Source organism: Streptomyces sp. NPDC041122, from assembly GCF_055592445.1.
On sequence record NZ_JBVIYQ010000001.1, the window covers coordinates 647,191 to 667,716 of the forward strand.

At 72.2% G+C, this 20,526-nt stretch carries 17 protein-coding genes; 7 read left to right on the forward strand and 10 right to left on the reverse strand.

Features of this window, described 5'->3' with window-relative positions; translation table 11 throughout:
* The first annotated feature begins 80 nt into the window (after window positions 1-80).
* Window positions 81-3,305, forward strand: a complete 3,225-nt coding sequence (gene lacZ / locus ACZ6B8_RS02765; protein ID WP_471606068.1) for a beta-galactosidase, LacZ type — start codon at window positions 81-83, stop codon at window positions 3,303-3,305.
* A 602-nt stretch (window positions 3,306-3,907) separates the two neighbouring features.
* Window positions 3,908-4,273, forward strand: a complete 366-nt coding sequence (locus ACZ6B8_RS02770) for a hypothetical protein (RefSeq protein WP_471606069.1) — start codon at window positions 3,908-3,910, stop codon at window positions 4,271-4,273.
* Window positions 4,274-4,326: 53 nt separating this feature from the next.
* Here the strand turns inward: ACZ6B8_RS02770 and ACZ6B8_RS02775 are convergent, their stop codons facing one another.
* On the reverse strand, window positions 4,327-4,788 hold the full coding sequence (locus ACZ6B8_RS02775; RefSeq protein ID WP_471606070.1) for a pyridoxamine 5'-phosphate oxidase family protein: 462 nt from the start codon (window positions 4,786-4,788) through the stop codon (window positions 4,327-4,329).
* A gap of 297 nt (window positions 4,789-5,085) precedes the next feature.
* Here ACZ6B8_RS02775 and ACZ6B8_RS02780 point away from each other — a divergent pair, with 297 nt between their 5' ends.
* Window positions 5,086-5,376, forward strand: a complete 291-nt coding sequence (locus ACZ6B8_RS02780) for a hypothetical protein (protein ID WP_471073768.1) — start codon at window positions 5,086-5,088, stop codon at window positions 5,374-5,376.
* Window positions 5,377-5,552: 176 nt separating this feature from the next.
* Here the strand turns inward: ACZ6B8_RS02780 and ACZ6B8_RS02785 are convergent, their stop codons facing one another.
* Complete coding sequence (locus ACZ6B8_RS02785; protein ID WP_471073765.1) at window positions 5,553-6,425, reverse strand: ABC transporter permease; 873 nt, start codon at window positions 6,423-6,425, stop codon at window positions 5,553-5,555.
* Window positions 6,422-9,079 (reverse strand): alpha/beta fold hydrolase, encoded by a 2,658-nt coding sequence (locus ACZ6B8_RS02790; RefSeq protein WP_471606071.1) that lies wholly within the window; start codon window positions 9,077-9,079, stop codon window positions 6,422-6,424. The genes ACZ6B8_RS02785 and ACZ6B8_RS02790 overlap by 4 nt, the downstream gene beginning before the upstream one ends.
* A 110-nt stretch (window positions 9,080-9,189) precedes the next feature.
* On the opposite strand from ACZ6B8_RS02790, the gene ACZ6B8_RS02795 reads away from it, so the two are divergent.
* A complete protein-coding gene (locus ACZ6B8_RS02795) occupies window positions 9,190-9,603 on the forward strand; it encodes a GNAT family N-acetyltransferase (RefSeq protein ID WP_471606072.1) in 414 nt (137 codons plus the stop codon).
* A gap of 112 nt (window positions 9,604-9,715) precedes the next feature.
* On the opposite strand, the gene ACZ6B8_RS02800 is transcribed toward ACZ6B8_RS02795, so the two are convergent.
* The 7 genes from ACZ6B8_RS02800 to iolC form a co-directional block, all read right to left on the reverse strand.
* Window positions 9,716-11,179 carry an APC family permease gene (locus ACZ6B8_RS02800; protein ID WP_471073756.1) on the reverse strand — a complete coding sequence of 488 codons (1,464 nt, stop codon included), beginning with the start codon at window positions 11,177-11,179 and terminating at the stop codon, window positions 9,716-9,718.
* 413 nt (window positions 11,180-11,592) lie between these two features.
* A complete protein-coding gene (locus tag ACZ6B8_RS02805) occupies window positions 11,593-11,937 on the reverse strand; it encodes a 5-carboxymethyl-2-hydroxymuconate Delta-isomerase (RefSeq protein WP_471073753.1) in 345 nt (114 codons plus the stop codon).
* A gap of 107 nt (window positions 11,938-12,044) precedes the next feature.
* Window positions 12,045-13,547, reverse strand: a complete 1,503-nt coding sequence (mmsA, locus tag ACZ6B8_RS02810; RefSeq protein ID WP_471606073.1) for a CoA-acylating methylmalonate-semialdehyde dehydrogenase — start codon at window positions 13,545-13,547, stop codon at window positions 12,045-12,047.
* A gap of 17 nt (window positions 13,548-13,564) precedes the next feature.
* On the reverse strand, window positions 13,565-15,454 hold the full coding sequence (iolD, locus tag ACZ6B8_RS02815) for a 3D-(3,5/4)-trihydroxycyclohexane-1,2-dione acylhydrolase (decyclizing) (RefSeq protein WP_471073747.1): 1,890 nt from the start codon (window positions 15,452-15,454) through the stop codon (window positions 13,565-13,567).
* Complete coding sequence (gene iolB, locus ACZ6B8_RS02820) at window positions 15,451-16,263, reverse strand: 5-deoxy-glucuronate isomerase (protein WP_471073744.1); 813 nt, start codon at window positions 16,261-16,263, stop codon at window positions 15,451-15,453. The genes iolD and iolB overlap by 4 nt, the downstream gene beginning before the upstream one ends.
* Window positions 16,264-16,317: 54 nt before the next feature.
* A complete protein-coding gene (locus ACZ6B8_RS02825; RefSeq protein ID WP_471606074.1) occupies window positions 16,318-17,202 on the reverse strand; it encodes a Cgl0159 family (beta/alpha)8-fold protein in 885 nt (294 codons plus the stop codon).
* Window positions 17,203-17,464: 262 nt separating this feature from the next.
* Complete coding sequence (gene iolC / locus ACZ6B8_RS02830) at window positions 17,465-18,421, reverse strand: 5-dehydro-2-deoxygluconokinase (protein ID WP_471606075.1); 957 nt, start codon at window positions 18,419-18,421, stop codon at window positions 17,465-17,467.
* Between the two features lie 129 nt (window positions 18,422-18,550).
* On the opposite strand from iolC, the gene ACZ6B8_RS02835 reads away from it, so the two are divergent.
* The 3 genes from ACZ6B8_RS02835 (at window position 18,551) to ACZ6B8_RS02845 (ending at window position 20,417) form a co-directional block, all read left to right on the forward strand.
* Window positions 18,551-19,450 carry a sugar phosphate isomerase/epimerase family protein gene (locus tag ACZ6B8_RS02835; protein ID WP_471073735.1) on the forward strand — a complete coding sequence of 300 codons (900 nt, stop codon included), beginning with the start codon at window positions 18,551-18,553 and terminating at the stop codon, window positions 19,448-19,450.
* A 310-nt stretch (window positions 19,451-19,760) separates the two neighbouring features.
* A complete protein-coding gene (locus ACZ6B8_RS02840) occupies window positions 19,761-19,958 on the forward strand; it encodes a MerR family transcriptional regulator (RefSeq protein ID WP_471073732.1) in 198 nt (65 codons plus the stop codon).
* A 138-nt stretch (window positions 19,959-20,096) separates the two neighbouring features.
* Window positions 20,097-20,417 carry a heavy-metal-associated domain-containing protein gene (locus ACZ6B8_RS02845; RefSeq protein WP_471606076.1) on the forward strand — a complete coding sequence of 107 codons (321 nt, stop codon included), beginning with the start codon at window positions 20,097-20,099 and terminating at the stop codon, window positions 20,415-20,417.
* The last annotated feature ends 109 nt before the right edge of the window (window positions 20,418-20,526 follow it).

Here is a 20,526-nt window from a genome sequence, read left to right on the forward strand (position 1 = left end):
GGTGCTTGCGGGCCTCTTGCGCCGTGAGTGAGTGCGTCGGATGCTGATGGTTCTTGTTGCCTTACGTTCGGAGTTGCCGCATGAGCCGTCCGAGCCGCCGGTCCTTCCTCGCCTCCGGAACCGCCCTGGCGGGGTGGGCCGTCTTCGCCGCGCAGAAGCAGGCCTTCGCCGCGAACGGCGGCGCACCCCGCGCCGCATCCGGCGCCCCCGGCTCCCGCGAGCCCGGCGCCCCGTGGGACGCCGACCCCCGCGTCTTCCAGGTCAACAGAGAGCCCGCCCGCACCCGGCTCGTCCCGTACGCGTCCGCCGCCGACGCCCTGCGCGGTGACTTCACCGCATCCCCGTACTACCGTTCCCTGAACGGCCGTTGGGCCTTCCACTGGGCCCGCAACCCGGAGCAGCGGCCGGTCGGTTTCGAGGCGGACGCGTACGACGTGAGCGGCTGGGACCGGATCGCCGTGCCCGCGAACTGGGAGATCGAGGGATACCCGCACCCGATCTACCTCAACATCAAGTACGCGTGGGAGGGGTACGAGAAGCCCGACTTCCCCGACGTGCCGAAGGACTTCAACCCCGTCGGCTCCTACCGCCGCACCTTCACGGTGCCGCGCGGCTGGCGCGGCCGGCGCACCCTGCTCTCCTTCCAGGGCGTGAAGTCCGCCTTCTTCGTCTGGGTCAACGGCGAGAAGGTCGGCTACAGCGAGGACAGTTACACCCCCGCGGAGTTCGATGTCTCGCCGTATCTGCGGCCGGGCGAGAACACCCTCGCCGTGGAGGTGTACCGGTGGTCCGACGGCAGTTGGCTTGAGGACCAGGACATGATCGACCTGTCCGGGATCTTCCGTGACGTGTACGTGTACTCCGTCCCGGAGCTGCATGTGCACGACCTCGGGGTGCGGACGGATCTGGACGGGGCGTTCCGGGACGCGATCCTGTCCGTGACGACGGTCGTCCGCGACCTCGATGACGAGGCCGGGGCCACCGTCAAGCACGGCTCCGGCAAGCTCCGCATCGAAGCGGTGCTGCACGACGCCGACGGCCGCCCCGTCCCCGGCGCCGAGCTGACCGGAGAACCCGTACCCGACCGCCCCCTCACCCTCAGGACCACCGTGCGCAATCCGGCGCTCTGGTCCGCCGAGCAGCCGAACCTGTACACCCTCGTCGTCACCCTGCGCGACGGCTCCGGCAGGACGGTGGACGTGCACCGCGTGCGGGTCGGCTTCCGCCAAGTCGATTACGGACCCGGCACGTTCACCGTCAACGGCAAACCCGTCATGCTCCGCGGCACCAACCGCCACGAGTCCCACCCCGACCACGGCCAGGCCGTCCCGGAGTCGGTGATGCTCCGGGACGTGCTGCTGATGAAGCGGCACAACATCAACGCCGTCCGCACCTCGCACTACCCCAACCACCCGTACTGGCTCGAACTCTGCGACGAGTACGGCCTGTACGTCATCGGCGAGACCAACCTGGAGACGCACGGCGTGCGTGACCGGCTGCCCGGGTCGCTGCCCGAGTGGACCGACGCCTGCGTGGACCGGATCCGGTCCATGGTCGAGCGGGACAAGAACCACCCCAGCGTCATCGTCTGGTCGCTCGGCAACGAGGCCGGGGAGGGCGGCAACTTCAAGGCCATGGCGGACTGGGTGCGGGCCCGCGACGACTCGCGGCCCGTGCACTACGAGGGCATGAACTCCGTCGCCGACCTGCACAGCGAGATGTACACCAAGCCCGCCGACGTCGAGAAGTACGGCAGGTCGGGCAACCCCACGCCGTTCCTCCTCTGCGAGTACTGCCACTCCATGGGCAACAGCAGCGGGAACCTCCCCGAGTACTGGGAGATCTTCGAGAAGTACCCCAATCTGCACGGGGCGTTCGTGTGGGACTGGGTCGACCAGAACATCCGGCTGCCCATCCCCGGTGACCGCCGGCACACCTATCTGTCGTACGGCGCCGACTGGAAGCCCGGCTACCCCACCGACGACAACTTCAGCGGCAACGGCCTCGTCGCCTCCACCCGTGCGCCGCACCCGGGCATCCTGGAGATCAAGAAGGTCTACCAGCCGGCGGCGTTCACGGCGGACGACCTCGACGCCGGTTCCGTACGCGTCCGCAACAAGCACCTGTTCAGCACGCTGGACGCGTACGAGCTGCGGTGGAGCGTCACCCGGGACGGCGCGGAGATCCAGCACGGGACGCTGGCCGCGCCGGACGTCGCGCCCGGCGCCACGGGGGCGGTACGCGTCCCGTACAAGAAGCCCGGCCACCCGGTGCCCGGCGCCGAGTACCTGCTGAACCTCGCCCTCGTCCTGCGGAAGAAGGCCAGGTGGGCCGGGGCGGGCCACACCGTCGCCGCCGAACAGCTCCGACTCCCCGCGAGCTGGCACACCCCCGCGCCCGCCGACCCGGACCCCGGCTCGCTGCCGCGGCTCGATCTGGCCGAGGACGCGAAGGAGGTACGGATCAGCGGCAGGGACGTGACGGTCGTGCTGTCCAAGGCGACGGGCACCTTGTCGTCGTACGAGGTGAGGGGGCGGCGCCTGCTCTCCGGCGGGCCGGTGCCGAACCTCTGGCGCGCGCCCATCGACAACGACATAGGCCGCGACTTCCCCGACCAGGCTGCTACTTGGCGCGCTGCTGGTTCAGATGCGAAGGTCACCGAAATCAAGGCCACGCAGCCCTCACCCGGTGAGGTGAGGGTCGAGGTGAGCGCCACCCTGCCGACCTCCCCCACGCCGTCCCCGTGGCACACCGAGTTCACGGTGCGCGGCGACGGCGAGGTGCGGGTCCGGCACACGCTGAGGGCGGCGGCCGGCCTGCCCGATCTCCCCCTGGTGGGGGCGCTGCTCACGATGCCCGCCGGCTTCGAGCGTCTCGACTGGTACGGGCGCGGCCCGCAGGAGAACTACCAGGACCGCAAGTCCGGTGCGTTCGTGGGCCGTTACCGCTCGACGGTCGACGACCAGGTCGCCCCGTACCAGCGGCCGCAGGAGACCGGCAACAAGACCGACGTACGGCGCATCGCGCTCACCGACCGGTCCGGGGACGGCCTGGTGGTCCTCGCCGACCCCGCGGACGGCGAGCCCTTCCTGGAGGCGAGCGCCCTGCACCACACCCCGGCGGACCTGGAGGGCCCACGCCACCCGCACGAGGTGAAGCGACGCGCGGAGACGATTCTGCGGGTCGCCCACCGCCAGATGGGCGTGGGCGGCAACGACTCGTGGGGCGCGCCACCGCTGGAACGGTATCTGCTGCATGCGGGGCGTACGTATGCGTACGCCTATCGTTTGCGGTCCGCGCGCTGACCGGCGGGCGGTGAGCAGGAGAGTCACCCCCGGAAACCCCTGAGCCAGGAGCACCACGTGACCATCCCTGGATCCCCGCCCCTTTGCTCGGCCCAGTGCGTGGCGCGGGCCCAGCGGGGCGTTGCCGGCGCGTTGTCGCATTACGTGGACGCGCCGGTCGCGCAGCCGTATTACGTACGAGGGTGCGTTCCGGATGGTGATGAGCCGGCGGTCATCGTCGCGCTGTGGACCGGGCCGGCGGCCCGGGACAAGTGGAACCTCTTCCTCCTTATCCCTCTCGTCTCCGACGGGCTGGTCGTGTCCCCGGTGCGGCTCACCGCGGGGCTGATGCGGCTGGGGCGCGGAACGCACATCTTCGGGTCGGCCGGCCGCCGCTTCGACGGCAAACCCGTCCTCAGGGGGAGCGGGCTTGTTGCGGAACAGTCGTCCAGGTCCGCCCGCTCTTCCCCGCCCTCCGCGTGCCTCTGTCTGGAAGGTGGCGAACCGCAGGGGCCCCGGGGCTTCTATCACCAGAGGCCGGGACAGTTGACGTGGTATTGACTGCGCGGGTGATGACGTCGATCCCGGTTCGGGGGTGACGCGGTAGTACTGGAGGGGCAGAGATGAAGCGTGTGACGAGGGTGGTCCTGTGCGCGGTGATCGCCGCCACGGCGATGGCGGGCTGTGCGCAGGACGACGGGACCTCGGCCTCCTCGGGCTCAGGCGGCGCCGAGCCCGTCGCGGGGCCGCCCTCCCCGGAAGCGGGACAGCAGGAGATATTGCTGCACGATCTCGAAGCCATCGACCCGCGGCTCGTCTCGGACGAGGAGCGAGCCGTGGACGACGCCGGGTGGGTCTGCCTGGACGTCAGACAGGGGTCGGGCGACGACGAGGTGCGGCGCGACACGGCTCGACGGTTCGACGTGACGAACGACCAGGCCGACCTCATCGTGCGGTCGATCAGGACCACGTTCTGCGGCGGCGGGTGAGAAAGGGTGAGAAGGAAGCACGCCGCGTCGCGCCGCGTCGGCGGAGGCCCGCCTCACGCCAGCCACGCGCCCTCCCGCATGACCGTCCTGCCCCGCAGCTCCGACTCGCCGCGCCACGCCCGCACCGTCCGCGGCCGCACCCGCACGTACACGAAGGGGCCCGGCTCCGTCCGCGGATCCCAGCCGAACTTTTCCGCGAACGCGTCCGCGGGCTCCCCCGGCACCTCCGTCGCCGGGTGCGCCTCTGCCCGCCCCTCCAGCAGCACCACGTCGAAGGAGTCCGGCAGGGCCAGTCGGACGCGCGGCTCCTCGCGTACGTTGCGTGCGGTCGCGGACGTCGCGCCGGTGCACATCCACACCGCCTGCCCGTCCCACAGGAACCACAGCGGTATCTGGTGCGGGCCGTGGCCGGGGTGGGACGTCGACACCCAGATGTCGCGCTCCGTGCCGAGCCGGTCCACGGTGTCGCGCCTGCGCCGCGCCGTGTCGCGTGGGGTGATCTTCGTGGGGTGCATGGGGGCCGACCTTAGACAGCGCGTCCGCCGTGCGCATCGGGCGTGAGACCTAGTACTGCGACGGCGTTCGTCTCGACGTACTGCGACGGCGTTCGCCCCGACCGGTCGTCAGGTCCGGGGCCGAGGTGGTCCAGCTCGCCGGATCAGATCCGTCTCCGGGCTTCGGCGCGGCACGTGCGACCACTTCGAGGAAGATCAAGAAATCGGGCAACCTCCCGCCTCCCGCACAGGTCTCCGAGCCGGGGCCTCGATCCGAGGGCCCGTGACTCGACAGAGATGAGCATGATCATGAAGCGCATGACGAGGGCTTCCGTCGGCGTAGTCCTGGCCGGAGCAACGGCCGCCGGAGCACTCATCGCAGGCGCCGGAACCGCCACCGCGGCGACGTACCGCAACGACCTGGTGCGCACCCTCGACACCGGCGTCAGCGCCTACAACTGGACCGAATGCGACAGGTTCAAGTACGAGGGGAACCTCGAACTGGACCGCCACCACCCGAGGGACGCGCAGGAGTACTACTACTGCGCCCCCGGCGTCTTCAGCAACGGTGTGCAGCGAGTGAACCTCTGGTTCAGACACCGCGCCTGACGGCTGACGGCACATCTGTCGCTGGCGTTCCCTGACACGGAACGGGCCCCGCACCCAGGCTCCACCCGGGTGCGGGGCATGGCGCGAGGGGGGTTCTCAGGACGGCAGACGCGCCGAGACCGCACGGCCGGCTCCCCTAGGCCCACTCCGTCGACCCACCACGCCGGCCCACCCCGTCAACTCACCACGTCCTTCCGCGCGAACCCCCTGAACGCCAGCGCGAACAGCACCAGCGCGTACGTCACCGAGATCGACGAGCCCTGGATCATGCCGGCCCACTCGGGCTGCGCCTGCAACGCGTCCGCCCAGGCGAACTGCCAGTGCGCCGGCAGGAAGTCGCGCCAGTCGCCGAGCGCCGTCACCGCGTCCAGGACGTTGCCGACGATCGTCAGGCCGACCGCCCCGCCCACCGCGCCGAGCGGCGCGTCCGTCTTCGTCGAGAGCCAGAACGCCAGGCCCGCGGTGACCAGTTGGGAGACGAAGACGAAGGCCACGACGACCAGCAGGCGCTGGGCCGCCGTGCCCGCGGGGAGCTCGCCGCCGGTCGGGATCTCCAGGGGCCCCCACCCGTACGCCACCGTGCCGATGACCAGGCCCACCAGGGGCAGCAGCACCACCGCCGCGGCGCTCATGCCGAGCGCGACCGCCAGCTTGGACCAGAGCAGCCGGGCCCGCGGCACCGGCGCCGCGAGCAGATAGCGCAGCGAGGACCAGCTCGCCTCGGAGGCGACCGTGTCGCCGAAGAACAGCGCCACGGGGATCACCAGCAAGAAGCCCGCGGAGACGAACAGGCAGGTCGCGGCGAAGTTCGCCGCGGACGCCGTCGCCGTGTCCATCAGCGTCACGCTGCCGTTGCGGGAACCCGGTGAGCCGCCCGCGACCGCGAACGCGATGACGAGGACCACCGGCAGGAGCGCCATGACGGCGCCCATCACCAGCGTGCGGCGCCGCTTCAGCTGGCGGACCGCCTCGACCCGCAGCGGCAGCGTGCGCCCCGCGCGGTAGCCGGGCGCGGTCGGCCGCTCCAGGGTGGGCGTGGGGGCGCTCATGCCGTGCCTCCGATCAGGGTCAGGAACGCGTCTTCGAGGCGGCGGTGCGGGCCCACCGACTCCACCGGCACGTCGAGCCGGACCAGTTCGGGCAGCAGGCGTGCCGCGCTCCCCCGCTCCGTGCCGTCGAGCCGTACGAGCAGGCCGTCGTCGGCCCGTACCGCCGAGACGACGCCGGGCAGCGCCGCCACCTTCTCCACCAGCGGGTCGGGGACCTCGGACGCCACTCCCACGAACAGCGTGTTCCCGGAGCCGATGATCTCGGCGACCGGGCCCGCCTGGACCAGCCGGCCGCGGTCCATGACGACCAGGTGCGTGCAGGACTGCTCGACCTCGGCGAGGAGGTGGCTGGAGACGATGACGGTGCGGCCCGCGCGCGCGTAGCGGATCATGACCTCGCGCATCTCGCGGATCTGCGGCGGGTCGAGGCCGTTCGTCGGCTCGTCGAGGATCAGCAGGTCCGGCAGGCCGAGCATGGCCTGGGCGATGGCGAGGCGCTGGCGCATGCCCTGCGAGTACGTGCGCACCGCGCGGGCCAGCGCGTCGCCGAGGCCCGCGATCTCCAGTGCCTCGGCGAGGTGGGCGTCCTCGGGCGGGCGGCCCGTCGCCTTCCAGTACAGCTCCAGGTTCTCCCGGCCGGAGAGGTGCGGCAGGAAGCCCGCGCCCTCGACGAACGCGCCGACCCGGGAGAGGACGGGCGCCCCGGGGCGGATCGCCTGGCCGAAGACGCGGATCTCGCCCGCGTCGGGGCGGATCAGGCCCATCAGCATGCGCAGGGTGGTCGTCTTGCCCGCGCCGTTCGGCCCGAGCAGGCCGAGGACCTGGCCCTTCTCGACGGTGAAGGAGACGTCACGGACCGCGTACCGGTCGGTGGACCTGGCGTACCGCTTGCTCAAGTCGGTGATCCGGAGGGGGACTTCGGCGAGTGCCGGGTCGGGTGCGGGGGCCGCGGTGCGGCGGCGCGCGGTGACCAGCAGGCCGAGGGCGAGCACCGCGCCGGCGGCCGGCAGCCACCACACCCAGGAGGGCATGGGTGCGGCGGCGGTCTCCACGCCGGGCGCCGTCGGCACCTTCAGGTCGCCCTTGAGGGAGAGGGTGTACTTGGCAGGCTCGACCGGGGAGGCGAAGCCGAGGTCGGTCGAGGTGACCGCGAGGCGCAGGCTGTGGCCCTTCTGGACCTTGTGGTCGACGGCCGGCATCCGCAGCTCGATGTCCTTGCCCTGCCCGGCACCCTCCACCCTTACCGGAGAGACCAGTTGGGAGGGCAGCACCTTCTGCTTGCCGCCGGGCGACACGTCGTACACCTTGGCGAACAGCACCGCGTCCTTCGCGGTGGACTTCACGTGCGCACGGACCGTCGGCGTGCCGGTGATCCTCAGGTCCTCGGTCAGGGGCGCCGAGTCGAACTTGGCGAACTGGCCGGGGAAGTCGACGGAGACGCCCACGCCGAGCGAGGCGAACTGGGAGAGGCGGCCGCCGCCGACGCCGGGAAGCCCGGAGATGGCGGGCGGGCTCGCGCCCGCCGGGTTGTCGAACGTCTGCTCCCTGCCGCTGAGGCGCACCGCGCGCTGGCCGCTCTCCAGGCCCGGGTAGACGTCACCGCTCGCGCCCCGCTTCCGCGCGGCGCCGTCGGTGGAGTCGAGGCCTCCGGTGCGGGTGACGCGGAACGCCGGGCCCGTGTCGGCGGCGGGTTCGTCCTTGAGGTAGCGGTCGAACCAGTCGTTGACCCGGCCTTCCACGCGGCCCGTCTCCCGGTCGCCGCCGTCGTGGCCGCCCGCGATCCAGTCGACGGAGACCGGCGCGTGGTTCGCCCGGATCCCCTTGGCGATGGCGTCGCCCTGGGTGAGCGGGAAGAGCGAGTCGGTCTGGCCCTGGGCGAGGTATGTCGGCACCTTGATGCGGTCGCCGACGGCCGCGGGGCTGCGCTCGGCGAGCAGCTCGCGCGCCGCCGCGTCGGGCTTGCCGGCCTCGGCGACCCGCTCGTACATGGCGCACAGCTTCTTCTCGAACTTCTCGCAGCCGCCCCCGGTGTTGATGAACAGGCCCGCCCACATCTTCTTGAAGACGCCGTCGGGGAAGAGCGCGTCCGCGAGGTTCCAGTAGGTGATCTGCGGGGCGATCGCGTCGACCCGGTGGTCGTACCCGGCGGTGAGCAGGGAGACCGCACCCGCGTACGAGGCGCCGGTCATGCCCACGCGCGGGTCGCCGGGCTTGTCGAGCTGGACCTCCGGGCGGGTGGCCAGCCAGTCGATCAGCTTGCGGGCGTCGGCGACCTCGCCCTTGGGGTCGTTGAGCCCGATCTTGCCGGTGGACCTGCCGAAGCCGCGGGCCGACCAGGTCATGACCGCGTACCCGTGCCGGGCCAGGTCCTCGGCCTGGGCGCGCACGTCGTTCTTGCTGCCGCCGAAGCCGTGCCCGATGAGGACGGCGGGGCGCTTGGTGTCCGGGTCGCCCGCGGTGAAGTACGAGGTGTCGATGTCGGCGGCGCCGGTGTCGACCATGCGGTCCAGGCGGTGCACGCCGGGGGCGTCGTCCGAGGCGGCGGCCGTCCAGGTGCCCACCCCGGCGAGCACCGCGACGGCGGCCGCGGCGGCGAGCAGCCTGCGCGGACCGCGCGGCACGGGGAACCTGGGCCTGGGCAGTCGTAGATCCATGACGCCAACGGTACGGGCGCGGTCCGACAACCGGGGCAGCCGCCGGACCGAACCCGCCCGCCTCCCCGCGGAGTAGACTCCGCGCCCCGCGTACCGCGATGGTGGTAGGCGTGCAGATCCGCCCCGCGACCACGCCCGCCGAACTGACCGCCGCCGAGCACCTCTTCGACGGCCCGGTACGCCCCGCGGCGGCCCGGCGCTTCCTCGCCGCCCCCGACCACCACCTCCTGCTCGCCCTCGACGACGAGGACCGCCCGGTGGGCTTCGTCAGCGGCGTCGAGACCGTCCACCCCGACAAGGGGGTGGAGATGTTCCTGTACGAGCTCGCGGTGGCCGAGGGCGCCCGCCGCCGCGGCACGGGCAGCGCCCTCGTCCGCGCGCTGGCCGCGCTCGCCAGGGAGCGGGGCTGTTACGGGATGTGGGTGGGCGTCGACACGGACAACGAGGCGGCGCTGGCCACGTACCGCAGCGCGGGCGGCAGCGACGAGGGGCGGTTCGTGTCGATGGGCTGGGAGTTCGGCTGAGCCGCGCCCCGGGGTCGGCCCGGGGCGGGGGCGTCCTCAGGGCCCCGGGCGCGGGGCCTCCTCAGGCCCCCGGGCGCGGGGCCTCCTCAGGCCCCCGGGCGCAGGGGCCTCCTCAGGCCTCGGAGCGGGGCGACACGACCCGGGTGAGCAGCCCGGCCTCCGCGTGGTCCTCCTCCGGCACGCTCACCAGCCACCGCGTCTCGCGGCGCGGGCGCAGGTAGAACGCCCAGTACAGGGTCGCGGCCAGCACGATGCCGCCGGTCCACAGGAGGAACTGGACCTCCTGCCGGCTGAGGACGTAGGCGAGCACCGCGATCAGCACCACCGGCACCGCGGGCCACAGCGGCATCCGCCAGGCCGAGCCGTGCCGGTGCGCGCCGCGCCGGGCGAGCAGCGCGGCGACCGCCACCAGCAGGTACATGCCGGTCACGGAGACGCCGGTCACGCCGTACAGCGTGTCCAGGTTGACGAAGCACAGGAGCGCGCCGGGGACGCCGACCAGGAGCGTGGCCACCCAGGGGGCGCCGGACGCGCCGAGCTTGGCGAGGGCCTTGTTCACCGGCGAGGGCCACGCCTTGTCCCGCGCGGAGGCGAACAGGACGCGGGAGTTCTGGATGACCATGACGATGCCCGCGTTGATGATCGCGAGGGCCACGCAGAGGCTGACGAACGTGCCGACGGCGGAGTTGGACCAGCCCGTCACCATGGCGCTGATGTCGCCCTCGGTCAGCGCGGTCAGGCTGTCGGCGCCCATGGTGATCGCGACGACCGGGACCAGGATGATCACGGTGGAGATGGCGAGGGTGGCGAGGACGGTGCGCGCGACGTTGCGGCGCGGGTTCTCCAGCTCCTCGGAGAGGTAGACGGCGGTGGAGAAGCCCTGCGTCACGAAGAGGGCGATGGCGAGGCCGGAGACGATGAGCATCGCGGTGACCGTGTCGACGCCACCGGGGCCGGAGCCCGCCACCGACAGGTCCGTCAGGCTGCCCGCGCCCCGCTCGGCGTGCGTGAAGCCGAGGACGGCGACCACACCGGCCGCGATGACCTCCAGGACCAGGAAGACGCCGGTGATCCACGCGTTGGCGCGCAGGTCGAGCAGGCCCGCGAGGGTGGCGAGGATCATGACGCCCGCGCCCGCGTAGGAGGGGTCGAGGTGGATGACCGGGGCCAGGTAGTCGGCGGTGCCCATGGCGATCACGGGCGGGACGATCATCACGACCAGCAGGGAGAGGACGAAGACCAGCCAGCCGGCCAGGCGGCCCGCCATCGTCGAGACCATGGCGTACTCGCCGCCGGCGCTGGGGATGAGGGTGCCGAGCTCCGAGTAGCAGAACGCGACGCCCACGCAGAGCAGCGAGCCGATGGCGATGGTGAGGGCCGTGGCGGTGCCGAGCGAGGAGAAGAGGTCGGGGACGACCACGAAGAGCGTGGAGGCGGGCGTCACGCACGACAGCGTGAGGAGGGTGCCGCCGACGACTCCGATGGAACGCTTGAGCTTCTGGGGATCGCCGGGGACGGCTGCCGGCGCCGGGGAATCATCGGCGGCGGTCTGGAGCGGGCGAAGCGTATCGGTCATGAAGCGCGGTTCCGATCGACTCGTGCGGCAGGAGTGCGGCGGGAGCGCTATCGCCTCCGAAGGCTGTTGATCTGGTCTTTCGGTGGCTCCCGGCGCGTCATCGAACCCCGGGGGCAACCGGAACGTCAACGGTCATTTACCTACGGAATCCGCAGTCGCGAAGATCCCCAAGTTGCCTGGCTTTCCCAAGAGTTTGCTTCGGAGGGGCGCAATGAACATGCCCGTGCCGAATATGACCTTGATATTGCAGGCGTATGAACGCGGGAGCATTGGTTGCCCGAATTGCACCCTGTGCACGGGAACCGCAAGGACGGCGTCAAAAAAGAATCAGGACCGTCCGAATTCCGGACGGTCCTGCTCCACGCTCGGTGACCCGCCCGACGCGCTCAGTGGGATCAGGGGGCTCAGCGCGCTCAGTGCGTCGGACAGAGCCGGTACGAGGGATCGAGGTCGCGGACCTCCACCGAGTACGTCGCGTCCGCCACCCCGGACAGATGCTTGCCGAGCAGCGCGAGGACGTCCTCGGAGAGCGCCGCCTTCACCCGGGGCGCCCGCCCCGCCAGCAGGCCCACGGTGACGTGCACGAAGGCCGCCGCCGGCCGCCCGTCCACGAAGGCGGGCGCCGGCCTGCAGAAGGTCTTGCCGACCCCGACCGAGTCCACCCGCTCCACCACCAGCGGATGCAGCTCCGCCACCAGGGCGGGCAGATCCAGGACGCCGGACAGGGTGTCGGCGTAGTCGATGTCGATGTGCGGCATGGCTCACGGCCTTTCATGTAGTGCACACACATCGTAGAACGGTGAACCAACGGCGAAGCCCCCGGCCGTGGGCCGGGGGCTGCCGGGAGAGCCGGTGAGGGGGCGGCTCAGTGGTTGCGCGGGAAACCGAGGTCGACCCCGGCCGGCGCGTCCGAGGGATCGGGCCAGCGCGTGGTGACGACCTTGCCGCGGGTGTAGAAGTGCGTGCCGTCGTTGCCGTAGATGTGGTGGTCGCCGAAGAGCGAGTCCTTCCAGCCACCGAAGGAGTGGTAGCCCACCGGCACCGGGATCGGCACGTTCACGCCGACCATGCCCGCCTCGATCTCCAGCTGGAAGCGGCGGGCCGCGCCGCCGTCCCGGGTGAAGATCGCGGTGCCGTTGCCGAACGGCGAGGCGTTCATGAGCGCCACGCCCTCCTCGTACGTGTCGACCCGCAGCACACACAGGACCGGGCCGAAGATCTCGTCCTGGTAGGCCTTGGCGGTGGTCGGCACGCGGTCCAGGAGCGAGAGGCCGATCCAGTGGCCGTCCTCATGGCCCTCGACCGTGTAGCCGGTGCCGTCCAGGACGACCTCGCAGCCCTCGGCCGCGGCGCCCGTGACATAGGAGGCGACCTTGTCGCGGTGGGCCGCGGTGATCAGCGGGCCCATCTCGGACGCCGGGTCGCTGCCCGGGCCGATCTTGATCTTCTCGGCGCGCTCCTTGATCTTGCCGACCAGCTCGTCGGCGATCGAGCCCACCGCCACGACGGCCGAGATCGCCATGCAGCGCTCGCCCGCCGAGCCGTACGCGGCGGAGACGGCGGCGTCGGCCGCGGCGTCCAGGTCGGCGTCGGGCAGCACCAGCATGTGGTTCTTGGCGCCGCCGAGCGCCTGCACGCGCTTGCCGTTGGCGGAGGCGGTGGCGTGGATGTGGCGGGCGATGGGCGTGGAGCCGACGAAGGAGACGGCGGCCACGTCCGGGTGCTCCAGGAGGCGGTCCACGGAGACCTTGTCGCCGTGCACCACGTTGAAGACGCCGTCGGGCAGACCGGCCTCGCTCAGCAGCTCCGCGATCTTCATCGACGCGGACGGGTCCTTCTCGCTGGGCTTGAGGATGAAGGTGTTGCCGCAGGCGATGGCCAGCGGGAACATCCACATCGGCACCATCGCCGGGAAGTTGAACGGCGTGATGCCGGCGACGACGCCCAGCGGCTGGCGGATGGACGAGACGTCCACGCGCGAGGCCACCTCGGTGGACAGCTCGCCCTTCAGCTGCACGGTGATGCCGCAGGCCAGGTCGACGATCTCCAGGCCGCGGGCGACCTCGCCGAGCGCGTCCGAGTGCACCTTGCCGTGCTCGGCGACGATCAGCTCGGCGATCGCGTCGCGGTTGGCGTCGAGCAGCGCGCGGAACTTGAAGAGGATCGCGGTGCGCTTGGCCAGCGAGGACGTGCCCCAGGTCGCGAAGGCCTCGCGGGCGGCGGCGACCGCCGCGTCCACCTCGCCGGCCGACGCGAACGCGACCTGCGTCGTGACGGCGCCGGTCGCCGGGTCGGTGACCGGGCCGTAGTTGCCGGACGCGCCTTCGACGGGCTTTCCACCGATCCAGTGGTGGACGGTCTTCGTCATGACAAGCATCCCTACTCTCACAGGTGGCGGCGTCGGGCTGCGACGTGCCGGTCGTACTCATTCCTGGCCTTGACCGCCGGCTCCCGGGCCGCGGTCTCGGCCACGGGCACATCCCACCACGCCTGCGCCGGGGGCGGGCCCGACACTGTGTCTGCCGTTTCCGTCTCCACATAGACACATGTGGGCCGGTCTGCCCCGCGCGCCTCGCGCAGTGCCGCACGCAGGTCGCGGACGGTCTTGGCACGCAGCACCCGCATCCCGAGGGAGGCCGCGTTCGCCGCGAGGTCGACGGGCAGCGGGCCCTCGGTGTACGTCCCGTCCGGCGCCCGGAAGCGGTAGGCGGTGCCGAACCGCTCGCCGCCCACGGCTTCCGAGAGGCCGCCGATCGAGGCGTAGCCGTGGTTCTGCAGGATGACGACCTTGATCGGCAGGTTCTCCTGGACGGCGGTGACGATCTCGGTGGGGTTCATCAGGTACGTGCCGTCGCCGACCAGCGCCCAGACGGGCCGCTCGGGCGCGGCGAGCGCGACGCCGATGGCGGCGGGGATCTCGTATCCCATGCAGGAGTAGCCGTACTCGACGTGGTACTGGCGCGGCGAGCGGGCCCGCCACAGCTTGTGCAGGTCGCCGGGGAGCGACCCGGCGGCGTTGATGATGACGTCCTCGTCGGTCACCACCTCGTCGAGCAGGCCGAGGACTTGCGTCTGAGTGGGCCTTATGTCCGGCTCGTCGGCCTGGAACGCGGCGTCGACGCGCTGCTCCCAGCGCTCCTTGTCGTCGGTGTACTCGACGGTGTACGCGGGCTCGACGCGGTGGCCGCCCAGCGCCTGTGTGAGGGCTTCCAGGCCGGCGCGCGCGTCGGCGATCAGAGTGGTGCCCGCCATCTTGTGGCCGTCGAAGGGCGCGATGTTGAGGTTGAGGAAGCGCACCCCGGAGCCCTCGAAGAGGGTGCCGGACGCGGTGGTGAAGTCGCTGTAGCGGGTGCCGACGCCGATCACCAGGTCGGCGGTGCGGGCCAGTTCGTCGGCGGTGGCGGTGCCGGTGTGCCCGATGCCGCCGACGTCCGCCGGATGGTCGTGGCGCAACGAGCCCTTGCCGGCCTGGGTGGCGGCGACGGGGATCCGGGTCGCCTCGGCGAACTCCCGCAGGGCGTCCTCGGCGGCGCTGTGGTGGACGCCGCCGCCCGCGACGACCAGCGGCCGCCGGGCCTCGCGCACCGCGGCCACCGCGGCGGCGAGTTCGCGCGGGTCGGGGGCGGGCCTGCGCACGGTCCACACCCGCTCGGCGAAGAACGCCGCCGGCCAGTCGTACGCCTCCGCCTGCACGTCCTGCGGCAGCGCGAGGGTGACGGCGCCGGTCTCCGCGGGGTCGGTGAGCACCCGCATCGCGGCGAGCGCGGCGGGGATGAGCGCCTCGGGCCTGCTCACGCGGTCGAAGTACCGGGACACCGGACGCAGGCAGTCGTTGACCGACACGTCGCCGGCGCAGGCCACTTCGAGCTGCTGGAGCACCGGGTCGGCGGGGCGGGTCGCGAAGGTGTCGCCGGGCAGCAGCAGGACGGGCAGCCGGTTGACGGTGGCGAGCGCGGCGCCGGTGACGAGGTTGGTGGCGCCGGGGCCGATGGAGGTGGTGACGGCGTGCGTGGCGAGGCGCCCGGACTGGCGGGCGTACCCGACGGCGGCGTGCACCATGGCCTGTTCGTTGCGCCCCTGGTGGAAGGGCATGGCGTCGGCGTGCTCCACGAGTGCCTGGCCGAGGCCCGCCACGTTGCCGTGCCCGAAGATGCCCCAGGTCGCGCCGATCAGCCGCTGCCGCGCCCCGTCCCGCTCGGTGAACTGCCGGGACAGGAAGCGTACGAGCGCCTGTGCGGTGGTCAGCCGCACGGTGCCCGCCTGAGTCTGCGTCATCGATATCCCTCCGTGTGGTCGGGGTGGAAGCGGATCCGCCACTCCCTCTCCTCGCCCGGACCGGCCATCACATTCAGGTAGTACATGGCGTGGCCGGGCTGGGCGATGGACGGCCCGTGCCAGCCGTCGGGCACCAGCACGGCGTCCCCGGTGCGGACCTCGGCGAGGACGTCGGTTCCGCCGGGCCGGGACGGGGAGACCCGCTGGTACCCCCATCCTGCACGGCCCTCCCGCGCCTCGATCTCGAAGTAGTAGATCTCCTCGAGCTCCGCCTCGACGCCGGGCAGGTGCTCGTCGTGCTTGTGCGGCGGGTACGAGGACCAGTTGCCGCCGGGCGTGATCACCTCGACGGCGATGAGCCGGTCGCAGTCGAAGGCGTCCGCCGCCGCGAAGCCCCGCACCTCGCGGGCGCAGGTGCCGCTGCCCCGGCTCTCCACGGGTACCTCCGGCGCGGGGCCGTAGCGGGCGGGGAGTCGACGCTCGCACTTCGCTCCTGCCAGGGCGAAGCGGCCTCCCGCGCCGGAGGCGATCTGGATCCGGGCGTCGCGCGGCACGTAAGCGAAGTCGGAGACTCCGCCGAACACGCCGTCACGGCCCAGCAGTTCGATGATCCCGTCTGCTGTCTGCACCGTACAGCCGCCGGTCAACGGGAGCACGATCCATTCACTCCCTCCGGTGTCGAAGGCATGCGTGCCGCCCGGCCCGAGCTCGACGACGCGCAGGGCGGAGTAGGCCCAGCCGGCCCGTTCCGGATCGATGTCGAGCGCGTACGCCCCGTCGGCCGTACTCCCCTTCGGTACGTACGTCATGTGGGCCTCCCAGCCTGTTCGTCCCGCTCACCGTCTGCCCCGCCGCGGCGGCCGCTACAGCAGTCCCACGGCGGTGTCGACCGCCGCCGCCACGTCCCCGTCGGACGGGTACAGCAGCGCTCTGCCGACGACCAGACCCTGCACGGTGGGCAGTTGCAAGGCGCCGCGCCACTTCTCGTACGCGGCGTCCTGATCGCCGCCGATGTCGCCGCCGAGCAGCACGGCGGGGAGCGTCGAGGTCTCCATGACGCGGGCCATGTCATCGGGGTTGTCGGTGACGGGGACCTTCAGCCAGGTGTACGCGGAGGTGCCGCCGAGGCCGGAGGCGATGGCGATGGACCGGGTGACGGCCTCGGCGCCCAGGTCGTTGCGGGGCGGCCCCGGCCCGTCCCTGCGGGTGAGGAAGGGCTCGACGAAGACCGGCAGCCGCTGCTCGGCCATGGCGTCGACGACGCGGGCCGCGGAGTGCAGGGTGGTCAGGGACCCGGGGTCGGCGTAGTCGACGCGGAGCAGCAGCTTGCCGGCGTCGAACCCGAGCCGGGCCAGGTCCTCGGGCCGGTACCCGGTGAACCGGTCGTCCATCTCGAAGGCGGCCCCGGCGAGCCCGCCCCGGTTCATCGACCCCATGACGATCTTGCCGTCGAGGGCGCCGAGGAGCAGCAGGTCGTCCAGGACGTCGGCGCTGGCGAGCACGCCGTCGACACCGGGCCGCGACAGCGCGAGACAGAGCCGGCCGAGGAGGTCGGCCCGGTTGGCCATGGCGAACGGGTCCCGCCCCACGCCGAGCGCGCCACGCGCGGGGTGATCGGCGGCGACGATCATGAGCCGCCCGTTCCCCGCGAGGAGGTCGCGCCGCGGACGCCGGGCGGCGGCCTCGGCGACGGCTTCGGGGTGCCGGGCCCGGACACGGGCGAGCGCGCCGACGTCGACGGAACTCACGGCAGTTTCAGCCCCTCCGGCGTTCGAGGAGCGGGGCCCGGGGCGGAGCCCCGCGAACGGCACGCCCGCGCGACGGCAACCCTCATGTGAGACAGACTCAGCCCCTTCGGCGTCTGAGGAGCGGGGTCCGGGGCAGAGCCCCGCGAACGGCACGCCCGCGCAACGGCAACCCTCATGTGAGACAGACTCAGCCCCTCCGGCGCCTGAGGAGCGGGGTCCGGGGCAGAGCCCCGCGAACGGCACGCCCGCGCAACGGCAGCCCTCATGTGACGGCCCCCGCTTCCACCACCGAGGCGACCTCGCCAGGAAACGGCATGGCGGAGGAGCACTCCAGCCGCGAAGCGACGATCGCCCCCGCCGCGTTGGCGTACCGCATGATCCGTTCCAGCTCCCACCCCGCGAGCAGCCCGTGGCAGAGCGCCCCGCCGAACGCGTCGCCCGCGCCGAGTCCGTTGAGGACCTTCACCGGCAGCGGCGGCACCCGCACCGCCTCCCCCGCGCGGTTCATCGCGAGGACTCCGGCCGGTCCCTGTTTGACGACGGCCAGTTCGACGCCCGCGTCGAGCAACGCCCGCGCCGCCGCGCGCGGTTCGCGCTCCCCCGTGGCGATCTCGACCTCGTCGAGGTTGCCGACGGCGACGGTGGCGTGCGCGAGGGCCGCCGCGTAGTGGGGCCGCGCCTCCTCGGGGTCGGCCCAGAACATCGGCCGCCAGTCCAGGTCGAACACGGTCGTCCCGGACCGCGCCCGGTGGGCGAGGGCTGCGAGCGTGGCCGACCGGCTCGGCTCCGCGCACAGCCCCGTCCCCGTCATCCAGAAGATCCGCGCCGCCGCGACGGCGTCGAGGTCGAGCTCGTCCGCGTACATCTCCAGGTCGGGCGCCTTCGGCAGCCGGTAGAAGTACAGCGGGAAGTCGTCCGGCGGGAAGATCTCGCAGAAGGTGACCGGAGTCGGCATCCCCGGGACCGGGCTCACCCACCGGTCGTCGACGCCGAACTCCCTCAGCGCGCCGTGCAGATAGGTCCCGAAGGGGTCCTCGCCGGTGCGCGTGATGACGGCGACGCGCCGCCCGAGGCGGGCCGCGGCGACCGCGACGTTGCTCGCGGAGCCGCCGAGGAACTTCCCGAACGCGGCCACCTCGGCGAGCGGCACCCCCGCCTGGAGGGGGTACAGGTCCACCCCGATCCGGCCCATCGTGATGACGTCGAACGGATCGGACACCCTGCACGCCCCTTCATCGCCTCGTGTGCCCCCAGGTCTAATCCCGCCCCGGGAACCCTGTCAACATTTTGTCCTTACATTCGGACCACTGCTTGACACTGTTCCGAGACGGCCTGGAGTCTGGCTGACATGACGACGCTGTCTCGCATCCGGATCGGTTCGGCGCCCGACTCCTGGGGCGTGTGGTTTCCCGAGGACCCGCGGCAGGTGCCCTGGCACCGCTTCCTCGACGAGGTCGCCGCGTGCGGATACGAGTGGATCGAGCTCGGCCCGTACGGCTATCTGCCCACCGACCCGGCCGAACTGACCGCCCAGACGGCGCGCCGCGGCCTCAAGGTGTCCGCGGGCACCGTCTTCACGGGCCTGCACCACGGCCCCGCCGTCTGGGAGAAGACCTGGGCGCACGTCGCGGACAACGCCGCGCTCGCCCAGGCCATGGGCGCCGGACACCTCGTCGTCATCCCCGCCTTCTGGCGCGACGACAAGACCGGCGAGGTCCTGGAGGACCGCGTCCTCACCCCCGCACAATGGCGCGAACTGACCACCCAGACCGAGCGCCTGGCCCACGAGGTCCGCGAGCGGTACGGGCTGCGCGTGGTGGTCCACCCGCACGCGGACACCCACATCGACGGCGAGGAGAACGTCGCCCGGTTCCTCGACGCCACCGACCCCGACCTCGTCTCGCTCTGCCTGGACACCGGCCACTACGCCTACTGCGGCGGCGACAGCCTCAAGCTCATCGAGACGTACGGCGAACGCATCGGCTATCTGCACCTCAAGCAGGTCGACCCGGCCATCCTCGCCGAGGTGCGGGAGCGGGAGGTGCCGTTCGGGCCCGCGGTGGCGCGCGGCGTGATGTGCGAGCCGCCCGCCGGGGTGCCGGCCCTGGAGCCCGTCCTCGCCGCGGCCCAGCGGCTGGGCGTGGAACTCTTCGCCATCGTGGAGCAGGACATGTATCCGTGCGCCCCGGACGAGCCGCTGCCGATCGCCCGCCGCACCCGCTCCTACCTGCGGTCGTGCGGCGCGTAGCAGCGCGACCGGGCACCTCCTGCGAAACCCGCGCCGGCCCGCCGCCGCTGCGCGGCGGATTCTGCTCCGATCGCGGCCCCTTGTCCCGCGCAACGCGCCCTTCCGCCACGCCACTTCTGTCACAAACACGCCCGTCCTGTCACACATGTCTCGCGTACGCGGGTCTTGCGTCACAGGCGGTCGACAGCCGCTCCCCCGTGGTCACTCAGCGTCGTTCACCGGGCACAGGCTGAGTGATCGCCACGCGTCGCACCCAGCTCCCCCGTCGGCCTCTCCGGCCGCCCTGGGTGCGCGCAGGGAGGTGCCACCGATGACCGACCGCAGGCTCTGGTCGTACAAGGAGATCGCCGCGCACATCCGGGTGCAGCCCGACACCGTGCGCTCCTACCGCAAGCACGGTCTGCTGCCCGACCCCGACCACGTGGAGGGCGGAAAGCCCTACTGGTACGCGGACACCATCCGCACCTGGGTCGCGGCCCGGCCGGGGAACCGGGGACGCAGAGGCTGAGGCCGCGTCCCCGGTTCGTTGAGAAATACCCCCTAGGGGTATAGTGTCGAAGTGTGGCAGGAGGTTACCGGGACTCCGGGGCCCCCTCCTGCACGCTACGCCGCATCCGTACACCCACCCCTTCCCGAGGAGAACGACATGAGCGCCCAGACCGAGCTCCCGCAGGCCGCCTCCGAGTCGGCCGACTCCTGCTGCTCCCCCAGCGGCTCCTGCCACTCCGGCGCCGCCGAGGCGCCGCAGGGCGCCGTCACCACCGTGTACGCGGTGACGGGGATGACCTGTGGGCACTGCGAGGGCGCGGTCACCGCGGAGATCTCGGAGATCGCGGGGGTCAGCTCCGTCAAGGCCGTCGCGTCCACGGGCCGGGTGACCGTGGTCTCCGAGGCCCCGCTGGACGAGGCGGCCGTGCGCGAGGCCGTCGACGAGGCGGGCTACGAGCTCGTCGGCGTCACGGCCTGACGCACCCGCGGGCCGCGACGTCCGACCGGCGGCCCGCCGGGCACCCCGGGCCCTGTGGCGCCGTCGTCGGCGCCCCGGGGCCCGGAGCCGTCCCACCCCCCGCAAACAC